The sequence below is a fragment of the Mycobacterium asiaticum genome, from assembly GCF_001673635.1.
In the GTDB taxonomy this organism is placed as follows: domain Bacteria; phylum Actinomycetota; class Actinomycetes; order Mycobacteriales; family Mycobacteriaceae; genus Mycobacterium; species Mycobacterium asiaticum_C.
On sequence record NZ_LZMH01000085.1, the window covers coordinates 62,582 to 84,931 of the forward strand.

Consider the following 22,350-nt stretch of genomic DNA (forward strand, 5'->3'; position numbering starts at 1 on the left):
TCATACTTAGACTATGTCTCATCCAATAGCCAGCACTTCGCGGGAATCTCTCGTCGAGCGGCGGCGGGCGGCGACCCGCCAGCGCATCGCCGCCGCCGCGGCGCAGCTGGTGGGAAGTGTGGGCCTGACCGGCGCGACGGTGGACCGGATCGCGGAGACCGCGGCGATCGGCCGCGCGACCTTCTTCCGCTACTTCAACTCCAAGGAGGACGCCGTCGCCGAGGGGGTGAACGTCGAGTGGCTGGAGCGGATCACCACGGCGCTGGCCCACCAACCGGAAGGCCTGTCCGCCGGCGAGGCCGTGGCGGCGGCCTTCGGCGAATTGGGTGATGGCTTCGCCGAGATCGAGGACCAGATACGCGAACTGGCCACGCTCACCAGGTCATCGGAGACCCTTGACGCCTGGACGCTGCACATCTATGTGCGCTACGAGGCGGCGATCGCGGACCTGGTCGCGCCGCGCATACCCGAATTGGCGCCGCAGGATCCGCGGCCTCGGCTGATCGGTGCCCTGGCGATGGCCACCGTCCGGATCGCGCTGGACGACTGGCTGAGCCATGGCGGCTCGTTACCGGAGCGGGTGCGTGCCGGGCTGGCGGTCATCTCGATCGGGTGAGTGCATCGATGATGATCCGGGTGGTCAATTCGGCCCGCCGGCGTGAATACCGTTTGGCGTCCGACAGGATCGGATAGACCACGCCGCCGACGATCGCGTCCGCGGCGGACTCGGCGGTCTCGTCGTCGATATCGTCGGCGACCAACCTGGTGCGAACGCTGTCGTGCAACGGCTTGCTGAACCCAGCCCGGAGTTTGACCGCCGTGTCCTCGTGCTCCATGCCGGCGACGGTCAGGGTGCGCAGCATCGCGGCGCCGCGGGCGGTTGTCAGTGTCGCGGCGAGCTTGCCCACCCATTCGACGATGTCGGCGGCCAGATCGCCGGTGTGGTTCATCGTCGCCAGGATCCGGTCGGCGTCCTCGAGCAAGACGTCGGCGACCAGCGCCGGCCGGCTGCGCCACCACCGGTAGATGGTCTGTTTCCCCACGCCGGCGCGCGCCGCGACCGCCTCGATGGTGAGGCCGTCGAAACCCCGCTCGAGCAGCAACTCGCGGGTTGCGGTCACGATGGCCGTGCGGGACTTCTCGCTGCGGCGGCGCGGCGAGTTCGCCTGGCTTTGGTCCGGTGGCATCTGGGGTGGTCCCGTTCGACTCGACGCGGCAGGCTTGTTACTCTGCCACAAGACGAGACGGTTCGTCTTGTAAGGCCGAAAGGATAGCAGCCCGTGGGGGCGAAGCACAGCACTCTTGGGCGGCCTTCTGAGTGGGCACGCCGATGACCCTGGGATTGACGGCCGAGCAACAGGAGCTCACCGACGCCGTAGGGCAGTTCGCCGCCCGGCATGCTCCGGTTGCCGAGACGCGGGAGAGCTTCGATGCGCTGGCCCGGGGGGAGCTGCCGGCTTGGTGGGATGCCTTGGTGGCAACCGGATTTCACGCGGTCCATCTGCCGGAGAGCGTCGGCGGGCAGGGTGGTGGACTGATCGACAGCGCGTGTGTGCTGGAAGCGGCGGCCAAGGCACTGCTGCCGGGCCCGCTGCTCCCAGCGGTGGCCGCGGGCGCGGTTGCGCTGCAAGCGGATCCGACGCCGACCAGGGAGGCGTTGTTGCGCGAACTGGCCTCCGGTCGGCCCGCGCTGGCCGTGTTGCCCGGCAACGGAGAATTTCATGCCCGGCCCGCCGGTGACGGCTGGGTGATTTCGGGTGCCTCGGACCTCACGGCGGGCGTGTGCTCGGCGAAGGTGATCCTGGTGGCCGCCGCGGGCCCGGACGGAGACCTGGTGTGGGCGTTGGCGAACCCCGACAGCCCTACGGCTGCAGTGGAAGCCGTTGACGGCACCGATATCGTGACCGATGTCGGCCGACTGCGGCTGACCGACCACCGTGCCGAGGGAGTCCTGGTCGGTATCGACCCGGACCGGGCCGAATGCATCGTGGTCGGCCTGGTGGCGGCCACCACGGCCGGCATCACCCAATGGTGTGTGGAAGCCGTCACGGCGCACCTGCGCATCCGCGAACAGTTCGGCAAGGTGATCGGCACCTTCCAGGCGCTGCAGCACAGCGCCGCAATGCTGCTGATCAATAGCGAACTGGCCACCGCGGCGGCCTGGGACGCGGTGCGCGCCCAGGACGAATCGCTGGAACAGCACCGCATAGCGGCCGCCGGCGCGGCGGTGATCGCCATCTCGCCGGTGCCCGACCTGGTGCTGGATGCCCTGACGATGTTCGGCGCCATCGGCTTCACCTGGGAACACGATGTGCATCTGTACTGGCGGCGGGCGATCAGCCTGGCCGCCTCGATCGGCCAGGCGAACCGCTGGGCCCGGCGGCTGGGGCAGCTCACCCGCACTCAGCAGCGGGACATGTCGGTGAACCTGGGCGACTCGGAGGCAGAGTTCCGGGCTTGGGTGGCCGAAACCTTGCATGCGGCAACGCAATTGAGTAACGACAAACCCGGGCGCCAGGGCGACTACGAAGATTTCAAGACCGGACCGCAACGCACCCTGATCGCCGAGGCCGGCCTGATCGCGCCGCACTGGCCGCCGCCGTGGGGGGTGGACGCCGGTCCGTTGCGGCAACTCATCATCGACGACGAGTTCGCCAAGCGCCCCGAACTGGTCCGCCCTTCGCTGGGCATCGCCGAGTGGATTCTGCCGTCGGTGCTGCGGGCGGCATCAAAAGAACTGCAGGACAAGCTGATTCCACCGACCCAACGCGGCGAGATCGCGTGGTGCCAGCTGTTCAGCGAACCGGCGGCGGGTTCCGACCTCGCCGCGCTGACCACCCGCGCCACCAAGGTCGACGGTGGCTGGAAGATCAACGGGCACAAGATCTGGACCTCGGTGGCGCAGCGGGCGGACTACGGCGCGCTGCTGGCCCGCACCGACCCTGCGGCCAGCAAGCACCGCGGCATCGGCTATTTCATCCTCGACATGCGCACCCCAGGGATAGAGATTCAGCCGATCAAGACCGCGACGGGAGAGGCGCACTTCAACGAAGTGTTTCTCACCGATGTCTTCGTGCCCGACGAGATGTTGCTCGGTGACCCGGTCGGTGGTTGGAATCTGGCGATCGCCACCATGGCCGAAGAGCGTTCGGCGATCAGCGGTTACGTCAAGTTCGATCGTGCCGCCGCCCTGCGTCGCCTGGCGTCGGAAGCCGGCCCGGACCGCGACGACGCGCTGCGCGCGCTCGGCGAACTCGACGCCTACACCAACGCGATCCGGGCACTGGGGGTGCGGGAAACCATCCGCCTGCTGGACGGTCAGGCCTCCGGGCCGGCGTCCAGCATCGCCAAGGTGGCGATGAATGTGTTGCTGCGGCGCACCTTCGAGGCCACCCTGCAACTGACCGGCCGGCTGGCCATGGTCGCGCACTCGGATCCGGCCATCGTCGAACCGTATCTGCACCTGCCCGCCGAGCTGATCGGCGGTGGGACCCGGGAGATTCAACTGAACATCATTGCCCAGATGATCCTCGGCCTGCCCCGAAAATGACCGAAACATAGCCGACAACGAGGACACGACATGGGATTACGCGGAGAAGCCGCCATCGTCGGGTATGTCGAACTGCCACCGGAGCGCTTGAACAAGGCCTCGCCCGCGCCGTTCGTCCTTGAACAGTGGGCCGAACTGGCCGCGGCCGCGCTCGAGGACGCCGGCCTGCCCGGTGACGTCGTGAACGGCATCGCCACATCGCATCTGGCCGAGTCGCAGATCTTCGTTCCCTCCACCATCGCCGAATACCTGGGTGTGCCGGCCAGATTCGCGGAACTGGTGGACCTAGGCGGCGCCAGCGCGGCCGCGATGGTGTGGCGGGCCGCCGCGGCGATCGAGCTCGGCATCTGTGAGGCGGTGTTATGCGCATTGCCGGCCCGATACATCACGCCGTCGTCCAAGCAGAAGCCCCGGCCGATCGTGGACGCGATGTTCTTCGGATCGTCCAGCAACCAGTACGGCTCTCCGCAGGCCGAATTCGAGATTCCCTACGGCAATCTCGGCCAGAACGGGCCTTATGGCCAGGTGGCACGGCGCTATGCGGCGGTATACGGGTACGACGAGCGGGCCATGGCGAAACTCGTTGTCGATCAGCGGGTCAACGCCAATCACACCGAGGGTGCAATTTGGAAGGACAAGCCGCTCACCGTCGAAGACGTGTTGGCCAGTCCGGTGATAGCGGACCCGCTGCACATGCTCGAGATCGTGATGCCGTGCGTGGGCGGTGCCGCCGTCGTGGTCGCCAACGCCGACCTGGCCCGGCGGGCGCGGCATCGGCCGGTGTGGATCAAGGGATTCGGCGAGCATGTGCCGTTCAAGACCCCGACCTATGCCGAGGATCTGCTGAACACTCCGATGGCGGCCGCGGCCGATACCGCGTTCGGCATGACCGACCTGACCCGCGAACAGATGGACATGGTCTCCATCTACGACTGCTACACGATCACCGTGATGCTGTCGCTCGAGGATGCGGGCTTCTGTGAGAAGGGCACGGGTCTGGACTTCATCGCCAGCCACGACCTCACCTTCCGCGGGGACTTCCCGCTCAACACCGCCGGGGGCCAATTGGGTTTCGGTCAGGCCGGATTGGCCGGCGGCATGCACCACGTCTGCGACGCCACCCGCCAGATCATGGGCCGCGCCGGTGCGGCGCAGGTCGCCGACTGCGACCGGGCGTTCGTATCCGGCAACGGCGGAATCCTTTCCGAGCAAACGGCACTCGTCCTGGAAGGCGACTGAGGGAACCACGACGATGAACTTCGAACGCCCGATGCCCGTCAAAACGCCCACCACCGCGCCGTTCTGGGACGCGCTGGCCGAGCACCGCATCCTCATCCAGTACTCACCGTCGTCGCAGGCGTACGTCTTCTACCCCCGGGTGCGGGCACCGCGGACGCTGGCCGACGACCTGGAATGGCGCGAGATCTCCGGCATGGGGACGCTGTACTCCTACACCGTGGCGCGCCGACCGGTCAGCCCGCATTTCGTCGACGCGGTGCCGCAACTGCTGGCCATTGTCGAATGGGATGAGGGACCAAGGTTTTCCACCGAGATGGTGAACGTCGAACCGGACGGGCTAAGTGTGGGTATGCGGGTGCGCCCGGTGTTCTTCGACTACCCCGACCACGACGTCACGATGCTGCGCTACGAGCCCGCCTAAGGGTGGTGAGCAGACGCTAAAGCCCCTTTTTCGGCCACGAAAAAGGGGCTTTAGCGTCTGCTCGCGCAAGGGAGCGTTACATTTGCGCCCAGACGATCTTGGTCTGCAGGTAGGTGTCGAGGCCGGCCTTGCCGGACTCGTACCCCCAGCCGGACTGCTTGTACCCGCCGAACGGCATGGAGTGGTCGAACTGCATCTGGCAGTTCAACCCCACCGTTCCGGCCTTGAGCCGCTTGGCGATTCGGTGCGCACGCCCCAGGTCGTTGGTCCAGGCGGTCGCGGCCAGCCCGTAGGTGCTGTCGTTGGCCAGCGCCACCGCCTCGTCCTCGTCGTCGAACGGTATGACCGCGACCACCGGGCCGAAGATCTCCTCCTGGAACAGCCGGCTGGTGGTGGCGACGTTGGTGAGCACGGTGGGACGGATGAAGTAGCCCTTGCGGTCCACCCGGTTCCCGCCGGTGACGACCTCGACGCCGTCGCTGCGGCCTTGGTCGAGGTAGCCCAGCACCCGGGTCAGCTGCTTCTGACTGATCAGCGGACCGATCAGGCTGCCCTCGTCCTTGGGGCCGCCTTGGGGCAGGGCGTCGGCAACCTTGGCCAGCTGTTCGACGAACTGGTCGAAAATCCCGCGCTGCACAAAGATTCGCGAACCGCACACACACGCCTGACCGGAGTGGATGAAGGTGCCGAACGCCGCCATCGGGACGGCCTTGGACAGATCGGCGTCGTCGAACACCACCACCGGCGACTTGCCGCCCAGTTCCAGGGTGACCTTCTTCAGGTTGCTGTCACCCGCGGCATGGACGATCGCGCGACCGACCTCGGTGGATCCGGTGAAGGCGACCTTCTCGACATCGGGGTGCGCGGTGATGGCCGCACCGGCGGTGTGGCCGTAGCCCAGCAGCAGATTCGCCACCCCCTCGGGCACGCCCGCCTCGTGCAGGATGTTGTCCAGCACCAGGGCCGATAGTGGAGTCTCCTCGGCGGGCTTGACCACGCTGCTGCAGCCCGCCGCCAGGGACGGCGCAAGCTTGGCGCAGAAGTTGAAGACCGGTCCGTTCCACGGGAAGATCAGGCCCACAACGCCGTACGGCTCTTTGAGGGTGTAGGCGTGCTGGTGGGAGTCGATGCCGGTGAGGCCGCCGGTGTGGACGTCGGCCGCGATGCCTTCGATCTTGGTGCACCAGCCGGCGTAGTACCGGAAGAACTCCGAACCCACCGTCACGGTGCCCTGGGCCTGCAGCGGGGTCATGCCGGCGTTCAGCGACTCGAGCTCGGCGAGCAGTTCGGCGTTCTGATCGATCAACTCGCCGACCCGCCACAGGATTTTGGCCCGCTCACTCGGTGGCTTGTCGCGCCAAACGCCTGACTCGAAGGATTCCCGCGCGCGCTTGACGGCGTCCTCGACGGCTTCGGGACCACAGTCCTTGAACTCGGTGACCTGCTCTTCGGTGGCGGGATCGACTACCGCAATCGTTTCACCGGTACCGGGTCGTTCGCGGATCTCGTCCAAAACAGCCTGGACCGCCATTCGTACTCCTCCTTGAGTAGCTACCTCGTCATGGCGAGGTTATGCGCTTAACCAAACAATGTCCAGAGCCCGGATCGCGCGGTGTCACGTCGACGAGCGCACCACGACCCGAGCGATATCGGTGATGTCGGGCGATGGCGGGGACGGATATCCCAGCTTCTCGTACAGCTCGGCGATCGCCGCGTCGGCCAGTGCGCGGGGATTGAATTCGACCGAGGTCAGCGGCGGCGTGCTGACCACACCCATGGGGCTGGCGTCGACACCGATCACGGCCAGGTCCCCGGGGCACTGCAGTCGCGCGGCATGGATGCCATACAGGACGACGCAGGCGATGTCGTCACTCTGCGCGCACACCGCGGTGACGCCGTCGCGGACCCAGCCCCGGACCACGTCGGCGGCGTTGTCCACCGCGATCTCGGCGACGCATACCGGTGGCAGGCCGCGTGATTCGACCGCACGAGAGACGCCGTCGAGCCAGTAGTCACCCAGCGCACGCCACTTGGGGCTGCCGCCATAGGCGAAGGCGATCTGCCGGTGCCCGCGCGACACGAGGTGTGCCACCCGCATTTCGCCGACGGCGAGGTGCGGGTCGCCGAGGGCGGGCAGTGTCCCGATCTCGACGTAGGGGATGTCCGCGGCTTTCACCGCGCGCGCGGCGGCTTCGCTCAGCGGAAAGAGACTGGTCACCGCCACCGGGTCGAGATTTTCGATCGCGTCGACGACGTGGTGGTTGTCCTCGGTCTCGAAGATCTGCACTTGCAACAAACCCAGTCGTGCCAGTTCCGTGGTCATCCGGGAGCCGGCTTGAATCGGCATGTCACCCACCGCGATGTGCGGAACCACGAAAAGAACGACGCCGCTCTTGCCGCGGGCGAGATTGCGGGCCGCCATGTTCGGGCGGTAACCGAGCAGTTTCGCGGCACGGTTGACGGCATCCCGGGTCTGCGCGGAGATCCGACGGCCCTCGGCGTTGTTGAGCACATAGCTGACGGTGGCCGTCGAGACGTCCGCCAGGCGAGCAACATCGGCGGTGGTGGGCCGCACACCTTTGTCCCCGCTCAACTCGTCACCTTCCGGGCGCCGTGATGCCTCATGGTGGCATGCACCGTCGCGTCGCAGCGCGCAATACCCCATCCCCGGGCCTCGCTGGGGATCAGAGAAAGTTGACTAATAGTCTGTAAATGCACGCTGTCCGCCGCATCCAGAACATGCGTTCCGCCTCGTAACACCGTTGACACCGCAATCGAAGCCATTGTCTACTAGTCAGCGGAAAAGGGGTGCAGGCGATGGACAAAGACAATCTGATCCTGATCAGCGTCGACGACCACATCGCCGAACCGGCGGACATGTTCGAGGCGCACGTGCCCGCGAAGTACAAACACCTCGCCCCACGGGTGGTCATCGAGCCCGACGGCATCCAGCAGTGGTACTACGGGGAGATCCGCGGTCGGAACATGGGCCTCAACGCCGTCGCGGGCAAACCCCGGGAGATGTACAACGTCGACGCCTCACGCTACGACGAGATGCGCCCGGGCTGCTTCAACGTCGACGAGCGGGTCCGCGACATGAACGCCGGTGGGCAGTTGGCCGGTTTGAACTTTCCGAACTTCACCGGCTTCTCCGGCCAGGTGCTCAACCAGGGCGCGGACCGCGACGTCAACCTGGTGATGATCAAGGCCTACAACGACTGGCACGTCGACGAGTGGTGTGCGGCCTACCCGGGACGGTTCATCCCGTGCGGCATCCTGCCGCTGTATGACGTGGAGGAAGCCGCCAAAGAGGTGAAACGACTGGCGGACAAGGGCTGTCACGCAGTGACGTTCTCGGAGAATCCGGAAGCGTTGCAGATGCCCAGCATTCACACCAAGTACTGGTACCCGTTGTTCGAGGCCGTCTGCGACAACAACACCGTGCTGTGCACCCACGTCGGCTCGGCCTCGCGTTCGCCGATGGTGTCCATGGACGCACCGGCCAGCGTGATGATGACCGCCTCGTCGATGATGAGCATGTTCACCTTCACCGAGCTCATCTGGGCGGAATTCTGGGCCGACTTCCCGGCGCTGAAATTCTCCCTCACCGAAGGTGATGTCGGCTGGATGCCGTACTTCCTGTGGCGGGCCGAGCATGTCTACAACCGGCATTCGGGCTGGACCCTGGCCAAATTCCCCCGGGGCTACCGTGGCCCCGCCGACGTGTTCCGGCGGCACTTCTACACCTGCTTCATCAGCGACAAGGTCGGCGTGCAGAACATGGACTGGTTCAACGAGGACATGCTGTGCTGGGAGTCCGACTTCCCGCATTCCGACAGCAACTGGCCGTTCGCGCCGGAAGATGTGATCGAGACGATGGGCCATCTGGATGACGCCGTGATTGACAAGATCACCCACGAAAACGCCATGGCGGCTTATTCTTTCGACCCCTTCCGGTATATCCCGAAGGAGCAGGCCCGAGCCGGCCGGCTGCGCAGCCAGGCCACCGATGTGGATGTGGTGACACATGTCGGCCACCAGGCCAGCCAGCGCGACCGGGACGCCTGGACCCGGATGACTCAGTTCGCTCTGCAGGCGCAGGGCGCCAAACCGGTGACGGTGGAGGCGCCGGGGATAGCCGGACGCGCGACCACCTTGGGCAATTGAACCGGCAACTGAACGGACGACTGCACGTGACACCTCGGGCGGCTTTCGACGGCTGGCGCGTGCTCGAACTGTCCAACGGAATCGCGGCGGCGTACGCGGGGAAGATGTTCACCGACGCGGGCGCCGAAGTCGTCAAACTCGAGTCAGCACGAGGTGATTCACTACGAGAGTGGTCGGCAGGCGGCGGGCCGCCCGGTGCGTTGTTCGGTTACCTTGCCGCCGACAAGAAGTCGGTGGCCGGCCCGCGCGGAGAACTGGCCGCGACGCTGCTTGCCGGCGCCGACGTGGTGCTCACCGACTTGACCGACGGGTGGACGCTGGACCGCATCACGGCCCATACCGGTCCCGCGACCGTGGTGGTGGCCGTGACGCCGTTCGGGACGACGGGACCCTATGTCGACGATCAGGTAGTCGCCAACGAGTTCATCCTGCAGGCTCTGTCCGGTTCGATCGCCAGCCGCGGGTGGCCCGGCGACGAGCCCGTCCAAGCGGGCGGCCGCCTCGGCGACTGGCTGGCCGGCTCCTTCGCGGCGGCCGCCGCCGCGGCGACGGCGCGCCATGCCCGACGATGTGGGCGGGGCGAAATCATCGACGTGTCAACGTATGAGGCGATGGCGATCGCCATGGGGGGGCTGCCCGCCATGTCGGCCAGCGTGATGGGCTCCGACTCCCTGATGAACTCTCGCAGCCTGGAACTGCCGTCGATCGTTCCGACGGCCGACGGGCTGGTCGGCTTCTGCACCATCACCGCTCAGCAGTTCCAGGACTTCCTGGTGCTGATAGAGCGCCCCGACCTCATCGACGACCAGGAGCTGGCGGCCGTCGACGGTCGCATCGGGCGCCGCGACGAGTTCCTCGGTATGGTCACCGAATGGACGCAACGGCGCACCACCCAGGAAATCGTTGATCTGGCGGTCGCCTTCCGAATCCCGGTGGCGCCCATTGCCACTCCCGCCACTTTGCCCACCATCGACCATTTCGTGCAACGCGGGGTATTCGTCAAGTCCCCACTCGGCGTTCTGCAACCGCGGGTGCCCTACCGCGGCGAGGCGATCGCCACTAAACCCCCCGGCCGCGCGCCCGAGCTTGGTGCCGACACCGATACCGTGCGGTGGCCCTTGCGACCCGACCGCGCCGACCCCGGTGCTGCCGATGCACTTCCGTTGTCCGACACCCGGGTAGCCGATTTCACCGCGTTCTGGGCCGGGCCCTTCGCCACCCAATTCCTCGGTGCCCTGGGTGCCGACGTCATCAAGGTCGAGGGCGTGCGCCGCCCCGACGGCATGCGGTTCTCTGCGGCCCGCCCGACCAGCTGGGAGCAGTGGTGGGAATGGGGCCCGGTGTTTTTGTGCAGCAACAACAACAAGCGCGGGGCCAGTGTGGAACTGAGCACCGATGCCGGCCGTGCCGTGGCGCTCGATCTGATTGCCGCATGCGATCTCGTCATCGAGAACTTCTCGCCGCGGGTGATGGAGAATTTCGGTCTGGAGTGGGCGGCGGTGCACGCGGCCAATCCGCGCGCGGTCATGGTCCGGATGCCGGCGTTCGGGCTCGACGGGCCGTGGCGGGACCGGGTGGGGTTCGCACAAACGATGGAGCAGGCCACCGGAATGGCCTGGATGACCGGACATGCCGACGGGCCGCCCCTGATCCCGCGGGGGGTGTGCGACCCGATCGCCGGACTGCACGCCGCCTTCGCCGCCGTTGCGGCGCTGGTCGTACGCGATCGGGATGAGATCGGTGTGCATGTCGAGTCGACCATGGCGGAAGCGGCCCTCAACGTCGCCGCCGAGATGCTGGTGGAGTACTCGCGCAACGGGATCGAATTGCGTCGCAATGGGAATCGTGGACCCGGGGCGGCACCACAGGGCATCTACGCTTGCCAGGGCGAGGACCGGTGGGTTGCTCTGGCCGCCACGGACGACGCCGGCCGTCGTGCGTTGGCCGAACTGATCGGCCGGCCGGACTTGGACCCCGACGAGGCCACCTGGCGAGATCATGCCGACGAACGCGACAAGTTGATCGCATACTGGGCCGCGCGCCGCAGTGTGGCGGACGCGGTGAGCGCCCTGCGCGCCTGTGGCGTGGCCGCCGCACCGGTGAAACCACCGGCCGACCTGCTGACCGACCCACAGCTGATGTTCCGGGGCTTTTGGGAACGGGTCGATCACCCGGCCGCGGGTTCGTTTTTGTGTACCGGCATGCCCTTTGCGTTCGTCGGGAAACCGCGGCGTTGGATCCGCCGGGTCGCGCCTATGTACAGCCAGCACACCGCCGAGGTGCTGACCAGCCTGTTGGGTTACAGCGCAGCGCAACTGGCCGCGTTGACGGCCTCGGGCGGCACCGCATCGCGGCCGGCGGGATTGTGACATGGCCGTCACGCTGTGCGTGCCGCCCCGCCCGGGAGAACTGTGCGCCCCCGTGCGCTTCCTGCTGCGTCAGGATTCGGTGGTGGTGGAACTGACCGCGCGGCACCGCATCACCGGTGTCGAATGGGACGAGGGTGAACAAGCCGTAGCGATGCTCGTCGAGATCACCGACCCGCAGACCGCGCGGCCGGTGGACGTGCGGATCGACATCGTCGAGGCTGGAGCGCCACCCGCCGACGGCCGGTCCCGGACGATCGGGCGCGTTGCCCGAGACGGCCGTGAGTATGACGTCGTAGGCACCTACCTCGGCGTCGTTGCAGACGAAAACTGAAGGCACAGGAGCGAAGTGAGCGGCACAATCAAGCCCACCGCGGCGATCGTCGGTGTGTACAACACCCGGCAGGGTCGCCGGTTGGACGGCGAGACCTCGCGCAGCCTGGCGATTCAGGCCATTCGCGGCGCCCTCGACGACGCCGGCCTGACCCTTGACGACGTCGACGGGATCAGCGCCGGCCCGATGTCCACCGCGCTGATCTACGACCTGCGCATCGGCCCGGCCTGGCAGGGACTGGGGTTCGGGGTCGGCATGATCACCGAGGCCGCCACAGCGATCGAACACGGCATGGCCGATGTGGTGGTGCTGGTCGCAGCGCAGGCCGGCGAGTACCGCGACCACGAAGCCACGGCGCCATGGACCAGACCGGAGAACGAATTCGTCGCGCCGTGGGGCATGTTCACCACCGCGGAGTTCGCACTGATCGCCCGTCGGCACATGCACGTCTACGGGACCACGCGGGAACAACTGTCGATCGTGGCCGCCACCATCCGCAACAACGGCTCGCGCAACCCGGAAGCCGTTTACCACCAACGCGGTCCGTTCCAGCCGGACGACATCACCGCGTCGCGCCTCATTGCCGACCCGTTTCATCTTCTCGACTGCGCAACCACATCCGAAGGTGGCTGCGCACTGGTGGTGGCCAACCTGGCGAAGGTCCAAAGCTCGGCGAAACCCATCTACATCCTGGGCAGCGGCGCGGATTTTCACGGGCCGTCGTATCAGCACCCGCCCGCCTGGGATCTGGTTGGCCGCCGCGGTGAGCACGTCAACGGTGTGGTCGGCCGGCGCGCCGCCGACCGGGCATTCGCGCACGCGGGCCTGCGCCGCGATGACGTGGACGTGCTGGAACTCTACGATCCGTTCTCGTTCGAGATCATCCGCCAGTTGGAGGCTTTCGGCTTCTGCGGCGAGGGCGAAGGCGGACCCTTCGTCGCCGACGGCCACATCGACATCGTGGGCAGTCATCCGATCACCACGGACGGAGGAACCATGTCGTTCAGCCACGCCGGCGCCAACCCGCAGATGATGCAGCGGGCCGTACGCGCCGTCACGCAACTGCGCGGCGACGCCGGCGAATTGCAGGTCCCCAACGCCCATGTCGCCCTGTGCAGCAATGGGGGAGCGGGTGCCCTGTTCACCACGGTCCTGCTCCTCGGAGACGAGCCGCGGTGAACGGCGGAAGGCCACTGCGGCCACAGGCAGGTGCCGTTCCGCACGCCGCGAGCCACCTCAGCACCCCGTTCTGGGACGGCTGCCGATCCGAGGAGCTGAAATATCAACGCTGCCAGGGCTGCGGTGCGGCGAACTTTCCGCCGACCGAGCACTGCCGGCATTGCCTGTCTGACGAGCTGGCGTGGCTGTCCAGTGCGGGGGTCGGCGAAATCTACAGCTGGACAATCGTTTACCGACCGGTCACGGCGGAATTCGAACCCCCCTACGCGCCGGCGATCGTGACCCTGGACGAGGGTTATCAGATGCTCACCAACCTGGTTGGTGTCGCACCCGACGAGGTAGCGGTCGGCATGCGCGTCCGTGTCCAATTTCACGGCGTGACAGACGATCTCACGCTGCCCTACTTCACCAAGTCGCCGTGAGTCCCCGGCACACGTCGAACGGTCTGCCGGTGACGGCCTACCTGGTGCTGGGCGTGCTGGCAGCCAACGACGAACAGCTCACCGCCGGCGAAATCAAGATGCGCGCCGAACTGTCGGTGGGCCACTTCTACTGGTCGCCCTCGGTGAGTCACGTGCGGCGCGAACTGATCCGCTTGCTGGAGCGTGGCATGGTCAGCGAGATTCAAGCCCAGGCCGGCAAGCGGGCGATCACGCTGTACGAGACGACCGAGTCGGGCGTCGACGGGCTGCGCCGCTGGGTGCAGCACTTCCCTGGTGAGGACCAGGTGGTGATCAAGCATCCCGTCATCCTGCGGACCTGGCTGGCCCGCGGTGAGGACCCAGAACGCGTGGTCGACACCCTGGATCGGCATCTCGAGGCGACGCGAGCCCGGTTGGACGAAGCGCTGTGGTCCCGGCAGCGGTCCCGCGAGCTCGGCATACCGGACAATCCCGATCATCGCTACTCTCTGGCAGTACTCGACTACGCCATCCGTGGTCTCTATGCGGAGATTTCCAACATCGCCCAGCTGCGGGACGAGATCGCCACGGGTACAACGCGAGACCCGGTCCGGCGGGTCAAACGACCCAAGGGGCAGATCCGCCGCCGCGGGACCGGTTGACCCAACGTCAGCCGCCCACCATGATCAGACCGCCGTCCACGGCCAGCAACTGGCCGGTGATGAATCCCGACCCGGACCCGGCCAGGAATACCAGCACCGGTGCCAGGTCTCGCCGCGGGTCGCCGAGTGCGCCGCCGAGCGGAATCCTGGTCTTGAGTTGCTGGTCGATCATGGGACCCGCCTCCGGACCGAGAAAATCCCGCAACCGGTCGGCCCCCGGCGTCTGCACGGCTGGCGCCAGCGCGTTCACGGTGATCTTGTCGGACGCCCAGGCTTGAGCCGCCGATCGTGTCCAGGCTTGTACCGCGCCCTTGGTCGCGGCGTAGACGGCTGAGATCGGGCTGCCCAGCACCGCCTCGGACGACCCGAAATTGATGATCCGACCGCCCTTACCCTTCATGACGCCGTAGGCGGCCTGGTTGGTGAGGATGGTGGCTTTCACATTGGTGTCCAACAGGAACGAGATCTCGTCGGGGCCGATGTAACCGGGAATGCCCGGCTGCCACAGCCCGGCGGCGTTCACCAGCACATCCAGTGCGCCCAGGTGTTCGGCGGCGGCCTGCACCATCGACGCGACCGCACCGGCGTCGCGCACGTCGCACTGCAGCCAGGTCGCTTCGAGTCCGTCCGGCGGGGGTGTCTGGTGATACGTCGCCACGACCTCAGCGCCCGCCTCGGTCAGCGCCGCGACCGCGGCCGCGCCGATGCCGGTGGCGCCACCGGTAACCAGAATTCGTCGGCCTCGCAACGTCGTCGCCTCTGACATGTGGAGAACGCTAACCGGGGATCGGGCAATATCGGTAGTTATGGCGTTACTGCTCTGGGATCAGCACACTTGCCTGCCCCTGCGGGCCGATGCCGAAGTCGACCCGCTTGCCCGGTATCGGCGGCGCGGCGGCGCATTACTCTCGGTCAATGCCGGATATTCCCCGCACGGTTTCGAAGACACAGTGGCGCTGCTGAACCACTTCCGCGGTGCGGTGGACGCTCATCCCGGCCTGGAGCTGGCGGCCACGGCTGAAAACGTCAAAACCATTGCGGGCGAGGACCGTACCGCGGTGGTCTTCGACCTGGAAGACTCACACCCCGTCGACGACGACCTGGACAACCTTGCGGTATTGGCCGCGCTCGGCGTGCGGACATTGTTGCCCACATACAACCACGCCAACCGTGCCGGCAGCGGCTGTCTGGATACCGAGGACGGCGGCCTGACGGCGTGGGGCCGTTCCATCGTCGCGGAGATGAACAACGTGGGCATCGTCCCGGACGGTTCGCACTGCAGCGCCCGGACCGGACTCGATATGTCCGAAGTGTCCGCTGGCCCGGTCATTTACAGCCACTCCTGCATGCGGGCGGTCTGGGACCACCCGCGCAACATCACCGATGAACAGGCACGGGCATGCGCGGCAACCGGCGGCGTCATCGGCATCACGGGTGTCGGCATCTTCCTCGGTCCCAACACCCCCACCCTGGAGGCCATGACGCGGCATCTGGAGTATGCGGTGAACCTGGTCGGCATCGACCACGTCGGCATCAGCAGTGACTATTCCTTCGACTATGCCGATTTCGTCGAGGAATTCACCCGAAATCCGCACCTGTTCGACGACAGCTACACCCGCTGGGGCACCATCCAGTGGATGCCGCCCGAGACGCTGCTGATGCTCGCGGAGCATCTCGGCCGGCGTGGCTGGCGCACCGAGGACATCGCGGCGGTGCTCGGCGGGAACTTCTTTCGCGTGGCCGAGCGCGCTTGGCGCAACTGACCGCGAGAGCTAGGTGCGCACCGCGACCGACGACAGAAGTTCGGCGAGCCGGTCCGGTTGGTCGACCATCGAGAAGGTCCGAGCGCCATCGATGACCTCGAGCCGGGCATTCGGGATGGTCGCGGCGAGTCGACGTCCGTCTTCGAGTTCGAAGAACGCGTCATCCGAGGACCAGGCGATCAGCGCGGGCTTGCCGAACCCGGGCAGTCGGCGCGCGACGTCCAGCGTGACCTCGGTGCGCAGCGAAAGCGACAGCTGGCGAAGGTCTTCGGCCACATCCGGGTCCGACAAAGCCGGACGCACCCAGATCTGGGTCAGGTCGTCGATATCGGTGTACGCCAGACCTTCGTAGGCGCGCCGGCGCGCGACCGGCGGGCGCATCGCTTGAATCGCCGTCTTGAACAACGACTTCGACTTGGCCGCCAGGATCACCGGCTTGAGGATCGGCGGCGGGAAGTGTTCGAACGCGTCGCAACTGGTGAGCACCAGCGCCCCGAGGCGGTCCGGGTGATGTGCGGCGACGAGTTGGGTCACCACCCCACCGGTATCGTTGCCGACCAGGACGACGTCCTCGAGGTCGAGAGCGGCGAGTACCTCGGCCACGATGCCCGCCACGCCGGTGATGGTTCGGTCCGCGCCACTGCGCAGCGGTGTCGGGTGTGCGCCGAGCGGCCAGGTGGGGGCGATACAGCGCAGTCCGCCTGCGGCCAACCGTTCGCTGACCGGACGCCACAACTGCCCGCCCATCATGTATCCGTGTACGAACACGACGGGCCTTCCGTTATCGGGTCCCGTTGCTTCGAAATGTATCGTTCCGGCGCTAATGTCGATCGTTGGCATGGATCACTCCCACTAGAGATATACTTACAAACAGTCTGTCTGTCCGTAAGTTACCAACAGGGTGTATGGAAATCAAGAGGCGCACGCAGGAGGAGCGTTCCGCGGCAACCCGCGAGGCGCTGATAACGGCTGCGCGCAAACTTTTCGGCCAGCGCGGCTACGCGGACGTGGGGACCCCGGAGATCGCGAAGGAGGCCGGCGTCACTCGCGGCGCGATGTATCACCAATTCACCGACAAGGCAACGCTTTTCCGCGATGTAGTGGAGGCGGTCGAGCAGGACGTGATGGCCCGGATGGCGGGTTTGGTGGCCGCGTCCGGTGCGGCGACACCGGCCGACATGATCCGAGCGGCGGTCGATGCCTGGCTGGAGGTATCCGGTGATCCCGAAGTGCGGCAATTGATCCTGCTGGACGCGCCCGCCGTGCTGGGCTGGGCCGCCTTCCGGGACGTCGCCCAGCGCTACAGCCTAGGGATGACCGAACAACTGATCACCGAAGCCATCAAGGCCGGCCAACTCGGGAAGTTGCCGGTGCGCCCGCTGGCCACCGTGCTGATCGGCGCGCTCGACGAGGCGGCCATGGCCATTGCGACCGCCGACGACCAGAAGCGCGCCCGCAAGGAGGTCGGACAGGTGCTGCACCGGTTGATCGACGGGATGCTCGAGGACCGCCAGTAGGCGCGGCAGCCAACAACGCCAAGCCCCGGCCCCGATCGCTGCGGTCACTTCACCGTTGCGATCGTCCTGCGGGACAGCTCGGTGGCGATGTCGCACGGGTTGGGGAATGGCTTCCTGACGAACTGGATCGACCACTCGAAGAAGTCGTCCTGATACTGAATGCCGACGTCGCAAAGGCGGGTGCCGAGCCGATCAGTGGCCACCGCGATGTAACCGCTGTGCCCGTCGACGATGATGTCGCTGACCGACGAGCGACTGAGGTCCTCGTTCTTGCGTTCACGCCCGATCGGGCTGCCGCGAAACCAACTGAACGAGAACCAGGGTCCGTCGATGCTGCCATTGACCAGCCATTGACAGCCCAGCGGATTGCGGGCGGTCAAGACAAGGCCGGCCACACCGGTGAGTTCGGCGATGGTCTGGTCGGTCACGCCGCCGCATTCGGGGAAGAAGGGGCCGTGCCTGGCCTGCTTGCTGGTGGTCGACGACGATGACGTTGGGCTGGTGGGTGGGTGCGCTCCGCTCGGGCACGCGGTCAGCAGCGGCAGCAGGGCCAGCACCAGGTAGCGGCGGCATCCGAACATTCAGCGCTCACCGACTGAAGGCATTGTTCATCCGCCGTTTCAAGGCGTCGTCGAAGCGACGGTAGGTGTGCCGCAGGGCATCTCCTGGCCAGTGATCCGCGACGAATTCGGCGGGCAGTTGGGGATCGCGCTGCAGATGCCGGATCGCCGCGACCGACAACGCGAACTTGTCGGCGATGCTGTGCGCCGACCCGTTGGTGTTGTCGAGCGCGGTATCCATTGCCTGGATGAGCGCCTTGGCGTCGCTGGCCCAGTCGTCGAGGGCGAAGAGTGCGCGCATCTTGTCCGCACCGATGGCGGTCACCGCGCGGTGGAAGTGGGTGCACTGCCGGTCCAGCACTGAGCGATATGCCGGAAGGCGCTGCGGGTCAAGGTTATCCGGCCGAATCCAAACGCCCTCTCGAAGCTCGGCCAGATGCAGTGCCGTCGCGGCCTTGCGCAATTCGAGGCGGTCGGCGGCCGACCGGCGCTCCAGCGCGACAACCGCCAGTTCCCACGTTCCGTCCCATGCACCTCCGTCTGCGATCCGGGCCGCTTCGTCGACGCGCTGCCGCCGATCCAGCAACCGTCCGGCAAGGGCGTAGCTGCCGTCGTCGCCAGTCAGTTCGCCGTTGGAAACCATTCGCCACAAACACGTTCGGGCCGCACCATCGCTGATATCGAACAGCGAGGCGATCGCGACCAGCTCCGCCACGGTGAGGCGGCCCTCGTCGGAACCCAGCAGTGCTGATGCGAGGACGGAACGCGCGCTGAGCGGTCGATTACCGATCAGCTCGCGGACGCGAGCCGCAGTTGCTGCCGCCATCCCTATATCTTCGCTGATGAACCGTCATATCACTGAATAATTGACACGTGACTAGCAAAGTGTGATACTTGGCCATGGCCACGCCGACGAAGCCGTTGGATGCCGGCTCGGTTGCCGGCTTGGTTGCAGATGACGTCGAGATCGTCCGCCGGGTCTTGGCGCACATCGATGCCGGCACCACCGACGAGGGTGTCGCCTGGCGCGAACCCGTCGAAAACTATTTGGATCCAACACGATTCGCTGCTGAAATGCGGCTGTTGCGAGCGACGCCAAGCGTATTCGCTCCCTCGGCGGCTATTCCCGATCCAGGCGATCACGTCGAACGAACCGCATTCGGTGTGCCGCTGTTCGCGGTACGGGGTCGCGATCGTCGGGCGCGGGTGTTCCGCAATGCCTGCCGCCACCGCGGTTTCACACTGGTCGAAGGTGCTGGATGCGCCAAGGCGCTGGTGTGCCGGTACCACGGCTGGACCTACCGGCTGGACGGTTCGCTCGCGCATGTGCCGCACCAGGACGCATTTCCCGACCTCGACATGGCGGCGCGCGGCCTGGTCGAGGTGCCCAGCCGTGAGGCGGACGGGGCTCATCGTCATCGACGGACTCTCGGGTGGCTTCCCGCAGTCAGCCGGCGATGCGGCGCTGGCGTGGCTGACCGACGGCAGGGCTTGGCGCGACAAGCTGGTGCCCCGGCAGTTGGTTCAGGTGGATTCGACGCTGCGGGCGATGAATTGGAAGGTACTCGTCGAGCAGTTCCTGGAGGGTTACCACATCCGCTGGACCCACCAGAACACCTTCTTCCCGCTGCAGTACGACGACCTGAACGTGGTGGAGCAGTTCGGCCCGAACTCCCGAATCACGTTCCCGTACCGCAACATCGAGCGCCAGCGCGATCGTCCGCAGAGCAGCTGGACGACGGACGCCCGAGTCACCTATCTGTATCAGCTGTTCCCCAACGTGATGCTGGCGACGTTCCCGGACCTGATGCTGGTGGTCGTGATCGACCCGGTCGACGTCGGTCACAGCACCGTGGTGATCTACTCACTCGCCAGATCCGAGATTGCCGAGCGGGTCTCCGGCGACAGCCGCGATGGCGCGGGCACGCTCGTTGCCCGCGGTGCGGTCGAAGACAATGAGATGTCCGAGGGTGTGCAGCGTGGTTTGCATTCGGGGGCAAATGAATTCGTCGAGTTCGGGCGCCACGAGAGCGCGATAGGCCACTTTCATGCGGTGCTCGATGAGCGGCTAAGCCAGTTGTCGGCGCCTACGGGGTCTTCAGGAATACATCGTTGAATGTGACGGTACGCAGCTTCCGGTCCCGGATGATCTCGACGAGCTGCGGGTAGACGTGGGTGACCGGCAGATGGTTGAGGTGTCCGATCACGATGGCCTGCGGCGTGAAGTACTGGTCGGCCATCTTGACGATGTATTCCTCGGTGATAAGTGTCGAATCCGACAGCGACCCCGACCAGAGCACCGGGACGCTGTATCCAAGGTCGGCGGCCACCGAGTCCACCACCGCGTTGTGCTTCGCATAGGGCGGCCGCCAATAAGGCCTGGCGCCAACGCCGTACGTCTTCTTGAGGAATTCGTCGTTGCGCATCAGCTGCTTGGCGATCTCGCCCTTGGGCAACGTGGTGAGGTCGGGATGCGACCAGGTGTGGTTGCCGAGTTCGATCTGGCCGGATTCGACCAATGGCCGGAGCATGGCCAGGTTGTCGGTCCAGGAGTCGTAGGTGCCGTTGACGAAGAACGTCAGCCGGATGCCGGTGTCCTTGGCGAACTGCGTGTAGGCCCGCACCACCTCACTGTTGGTGCCGTCGTCAACCGTAAGCGCCAGCAGGTCGCCGTTACCCGGAAGCTGGCTCAGCACGCCACCGCCGGGCAGTCGCACCCGTGCGGACGGAGGCGGCGGCGGCAGCAGGCCCGCCACGGTGGGCCCAGCCGGGGGTGCCAGTTCGGCGGCCGGTGTCTGAGCGAACGTCCGCGGCTGCGGATCGACCATGCACCGCGCGAGACCCACGCTGGCAACGGTGGAGACAGCGAGAGAACCAAGGAAGCGGCGTCGGCTCAGCTCGGACATGCGTCAGCCACCATTAATAGCCCGGCGCACCGTGAACCAGGCGTGCCCACAATCACGCATCGACCCCGGTTGACCTGCGACGACACCACAGCAGCGAACCGTACCATGCGCTCCGTCGTTTTCCGGTGCGGAACGCCGCGGGGCTACCCACCTGTTGCGGCGATCACAAAGCTGCGACGCTGAATAGGGAAAGGAGTGGTCAATGACTGTCACCGTTGTCGACGCCGGGCCCCGCAGGGTGAGCCGGTCAGTTGAGGTGGCCGCACCGGCGGCCGAACTGTTCGCGATGGCCGCCGATCCGCGGCGCCACAGTGAGCTGGACGGCTCGGGCACGGTCCGGGACAACGTCAAGGCGCCGTCCCAGCTGGCCGAAGGTTCGAAGTTCTCGACCAACATGCGCATGTTCGGGGTGCCGTATCGCATCACCAGTACGGTGACCGAATTCAAGCCGGACGAGGTGATCGAATGGCGGCATCCGCTCGGCCACCGCTGGCGCTGGGAGTTCGAGTCGCTGTCACCGACACGGACCCGAGTCACCGAGACATTCGACTATTCGGACGCCGGCGCGCTCAAGAACAAGCTGAAGTACTACGAGCGAATGGGTTTCGCTAAGGGCAACGCCAGCGGCATCGAGTCGACACTGGCCAAGCTGCGCGACCGCTACCCGGGCGGTTGACCTCAAGCCGGGTCGGCGGCGTCCCAGGGCACCACGCCGGAAACCCAGTGTGACAACTGTTCCACCTCGTCGTTGCGGTGCAGGTGCCGTGGTGGGGTGGCGAACGTGGAATAAGGACGGCAGCGAATCACCACCCGGTGTTCCCGGTCGCACATCGCCCGGACCGACGGGCGGGCCTCCTCGCCGAGTGGCTGCCCCGACATCCGGCCCGCCACCGCCATCATCACGTCGACCGCCAGGTCGCGGTCGTCGTCCAGCACCGCGTCCGCATAGACCTGCAAGTAGCTGAACGGCCACCGCTCGTCGAGCACGCACAGACTGATCTTTCGATCGCGTTCGATGATCCTTGCCTTACCGCGCCCCGCCATCGTGGACACCAGCAGTTCGTCATCGTCGGTGGGGATGTAGTAGACGATCGACATGGCCGGGCCGTCATTGCGGCGCCGGTAGCCGAACACCGCCGTGCGGTGGCTACGGACGAATTCGCGGCGTTCGGAGGGCAGCATGTCGCGGTCGGTGGGAGCCACGAATGGCTCTGTGGCCAGGGGTAGCAGCATGGCGAATCGTCCTCAATGGCAGGGGTGTTGACCCTCAAGAGTATTTATGGAT

The 22,350-nt window shown here is 66.3% G+C and carries 22 protein-coding genes and 1 pseudogene; 14 read left to right on the forward strand and 9 right to left on the reverse strand.

Features of this window, described 5'->3' with window-relative positions:
- The first annotated feature begins 13 nt into the window (after window positions 1-13).
- Window positions 14-616 carry a TetR family transcriptional regulator gene (locus tag A5645_RS26255; RefSeq protein WP_065131588.1) on the forward strand — a complete coding sequence of 201 codons (603 nt, stop codon included), beginning with the start codon at window positions 14-16 and terminating at the stop codon, window positions 614-616.
- Here A5645_RS26255 and A5645_RS26260 read toward each other — a convergent pair.
- Window positions 600-1,187 (reverse strand): TetR/AcrR family transcriptional regulator, encoded by a 588-nt coding sequence (locus A5645_RS26260; RefSeq protein ID WP_065131589.1) that lies wholly within the window; start codon window positions 1,185-1,187, stop codon window positions 600-602. The two genes, A5645_RS26255 and A5645_RS26260, sit on opposite strands and share 17 nt — an antisense overlap.
- A gap of 143 nt (window positions 1,188-1,330) precedes the next feature.
- Here A5645_RS26260 and A5645_RS26265 point away from each other — a divergent pair, with 143 nt between their 5' ends.
- The 3 genes from A5645_RS26265 to A5645_RS26275 are packed head-to-tail and all read left to right on the forward strand — an operon-like array spanning window position 1,331 to window position 5,210.
- Entirely contained in the window at window positions 1,331-3,550 is a 2,220-nt protein-coding gene (locus tag A5645_RS26265; RefSeq protein WP_065131590.1) for an acyl-CoA dehydrogenase family protein, read from the forward strand.
- Between the two features lie 30 nt (window positions 3,551-3,580).
- Entirely contained in the window at window positions 3,581-4,789 is a 1,209-nt protein-coding gene (locus A5645_RS26270; RefSeq protein WP_065131591.1) for a thiolase family protein, read from the forward strand.
- 13 nt (window positions 4,790-4,802) lie between these two features.
- The gene (locus A5645_RS26275; RefSeq protein WP_065035823.1) at window positions 4,803-5,210 is read left to right on the forward strand and encodes a Zn-ribbon domain-containing OB-fold protein; all 408 of its coding nucleotides are present in this window, start codon (window positions 4,803-4,805) and stop codon (window positions 5,208-5,210) included.
- Window positions 5,211-5,286: 76 nt separating this feature from the next.
- On the opposite strand, the gene A5645_RS26280 is transcribed toward A5645_RS26275, so the two are convergent.
- Together A5645_RS26280 and A5645_RS26285 are read right to left on the reverse strand one after the other, a co-directional pair.
- The gene (locus A5645_RS26280) at window positions 5,287-6,741 is read right to left on the reverse strand and encodes an aldehyde dehydrogenase family protein (RefSeq protein WP_065122534.1); all 1,455 of its coding nucleotides are present in this window, start codon (window positions 6,739-6,741) and stop codon (window positions 5,287-5,289) included.
- An 84-nt stretch (window positions 6,742-6,825) separates the two neighbouring features.
- Entirely contained in the window at window positions 6,826-7,803 is a 978-nt protein-coding gene (locus A5645_RS26285; protein ID WP_065035853.1) for a LacI family DNA-binding transcriptional regulator, read from the reverse strand.
- Window positions 7,804-8,027: 224 nt separating this feature from the next.
- Between A5645_RS26285 and A5645_RS26290 the strand changes: the two genes are divergently transcribed.
- Genes A5645_RS26290 through A5645_RS26315 form a run of 6 tightly spaced genes read left to right on the forward strand, consistent with a single transcriptional unit; the run spans window position 8,028 to window position 14,319 of the window.
- Complete coding sequence (locus A5645_RS26290; RefSeq protein ID WP_065131634.1) at window positions 8,028-9,377, forward strand: amidohydrolase family protein; 1,350 nt, start codon at window positions 8,028-8,030, stop codon at window positions 9,375-9,377.
- 26 nt (window positions 9,378-9,403) lie between these two features.
- Window positions 9,404-11,746, forward strand: coding sequence for a CaiB/BaiF CoA-transferase family protein (locus A5645_RS26295; RefSeq protein ID WP_065131592.1), 2,343 nt, complete (start codon window positions 9,404-9,406; stop codon window positions 11,744-11,746).
- 1 nt (window position 11,747) lies between these two features.
- Window positions 11,748-12,077 (forward strand): hypothetical protein, encoded by a 330-nt coding sequence (locus tag A5645_RS26300; protein WP_065131593.1) that lies wholly within the window; start codon window positions 11,748-11,750, stop codon window positions 12,075-12,077.
- 15 nt (window positions 12,078-12,092) lie between these two features.
- Window positions 12,093-13,256 (forward strand): thiolase family protein, encoded by a 1,164-nt coding sequence (locus A5645_RS26305; RefSeq protein ID WP_065131594.1) that lies wholly within the window; start codon window positions 12,093-12,095, stop codon window positions 13,254-13,256.
- On the forward strand, window positions 13,253-13,678 hold the full coding sequence (locus A5645_RS26310) for a Zn-ribbon domain-containing OB-fold protein (RefSeq protein WP_081288578.1): 426 nt from the start codon (window positions 13,253-13,255) through the stop codon (window positions 13,676-13,678). The genes A5645_RS26305 and A5645_RS26310 overlap by 4 nt, the downstream gene beginning before the upstream one ends.
- Window positions 13,675-14,319 carry a MarR family transcriptional regulator gene (locus A5645_RS26315; protein WP_065035828.1) on the forward strand — a complete coding sequence of 215 codons (645 nt, stop codon included), beginning with the start codon at window positions 13,675-13,677 and terminating at the stop codon, window positions 14,317-14,319. The genes A5645_RS26310 and A5645_RS26315 overlap by 4 nt, the downstream gene beginning before the upstream one ends.
- 7 nt (window positions 14,320-14,326) lie before the next feature.
- Here A5645_RS26315 and A5645_RS26320 read toward each other — a convergent pair whose 3' ends face one another.
- Window positions 14,327-15,085, reverse strand: coding sequence for an SDR family NAD(P)-dependent oxidoreductase (locus A5645_RS26320; protein WP_065131595.1), 759 nt, complete (start codon window positions 15,083-15,085; stop codon window positions 14,327-14,329).
- A 40-nt stretch (window positions 15,086-15,125) separates the two neighbouring features.
- Between A5645_RS26320 and A5645_RS26325 the strand changes: the two genes are divergently transcribed.
- A complete protein-coding gene (locus A5645_RS26325) occupies window positions 15,126-16,082 on the forward strand; it encodes a dipeptidase (protein WP_065131596.1) in 957 nt (318 codons plus the stop codon).
- Window positions 16,083-16,091: 9 nt separating this feature from the next.
- On the opposite strand, the gene A5645_RS26330 is transcribed toward A5645_RS26325, so the two are convergent.
- Entirely contained in the window at window positions 16,092-16,922 is an 831-nt protein-coding gene (locus A5645_RS26330; RefSeq protein ID WP_065131597.1) for an alpha/beta fold hydrolase, read from the reverse strand.
- Between the two features lie 65 nt (window positions 16,923-16,987).
- Here A5645_RS26330 and A5645_RS26335 point away from each other — a divergent pair, with 65 nt between their 5' ends.
- A complete protein-coding gene (locus A5645_RS26335) occupies window positions 16,988-17,599 on the forward strand; it encodes a TetR/AcrR family transcriptional regulator (RefSeq protein WP_065035832.1) in 612 nt (203 codons plus the stop codon).
- 44 nt (window positions 17,600-17,643) lie between these two features.
- Here the strand turns inward: A5645_RS26335 and A5645_RS26340 are convergent, their stop codons facing one another.
- Window positions 17,644-18,180 (reverse strand): DUF3558 domain-containing protein, encoded by a 537-nt coding sequence (locus tag A5645_RS26340; protein WP_065131598.1) that lies wholly within the window; start codon window positions 18,178-18,180, stop codon window positions 17,644-17,646.
- Between the two features lie 7 nt (window positions 18,181-18,187).
- Window positions 18,188-18,985: a PaaX family transcriptional regulator C-terminal domain-containing protein gene (locus A5645_RS26345; RefSeq protein ID WP_065131599.1), complete on the reverse strand. Its 798-nt coding sequence runs from the start codon at window positions 18,983-18,985 to the stop codon at window positions 18,188-18,190.
- 74 nt (window positions 18,986-19,059) lie between these two features.
- Here A5645_RS26345 and A5645_RS29350 point away from each other — a divergent pair.
- A pseudogene (locus tag A5645_RS29350) lies at window positions 19,060-20,275 on the forward strand (aromatic ring-hydroxylating oxygenase subunit alpha).
- Here the strand turns inward: A5645_RS29350 and A5645_RS26355 are convergent.
- Window positions 20,247-21,056 (reverse strand): polysaccharide deacetylase family protein, encoded by an 810-nt coding sequence (locus A5645_RS26355; protein WP_065035856.1) that lies wholly within the window; start codon window positions 21,054-21,056, stop codon window positions 20,247-20,249. The pseudogene A5645_RS29350 and the gene A5645_RS26355 overlap by 29 nt on opposite strands.
- A gap of 211 nt (window positions 21,057-21,267) precedes the next feature.
- On the opposite strand from A5645_RS26355, the gene A5645_RS26360 reads away from it, so the two are divergent.
- On the forward strand, window positions 21,268-21,741 hold the full coding sequence (locus A5645_RS26360) for an SRPBCC family protein (protein WP_065035836.1): 474 nt from the start codon (window positions 21,268-21,270) through the stop codon (window positions 21,739-21,741).
- Window positions 21,742-21,743: 2 nt separating this feature from the next.
- On the opposite strand, the gene A5645_RS26365 is transcribed toward A5645_RS26360, so the two are convergent.
- Complete coding sequence (locus A5645_RS26365; protein WP_065035837.1) at window positions 21,744-22,298, reverse strand: pyridoxamine 5'-phosphate oxidase family protein; 555 nt, start codon at window positions 22,296-22,298, stop codon at window positions 21,744-21,746.
- Window positions 22,299-22,350: the final 52 nt, after the last annotated feature.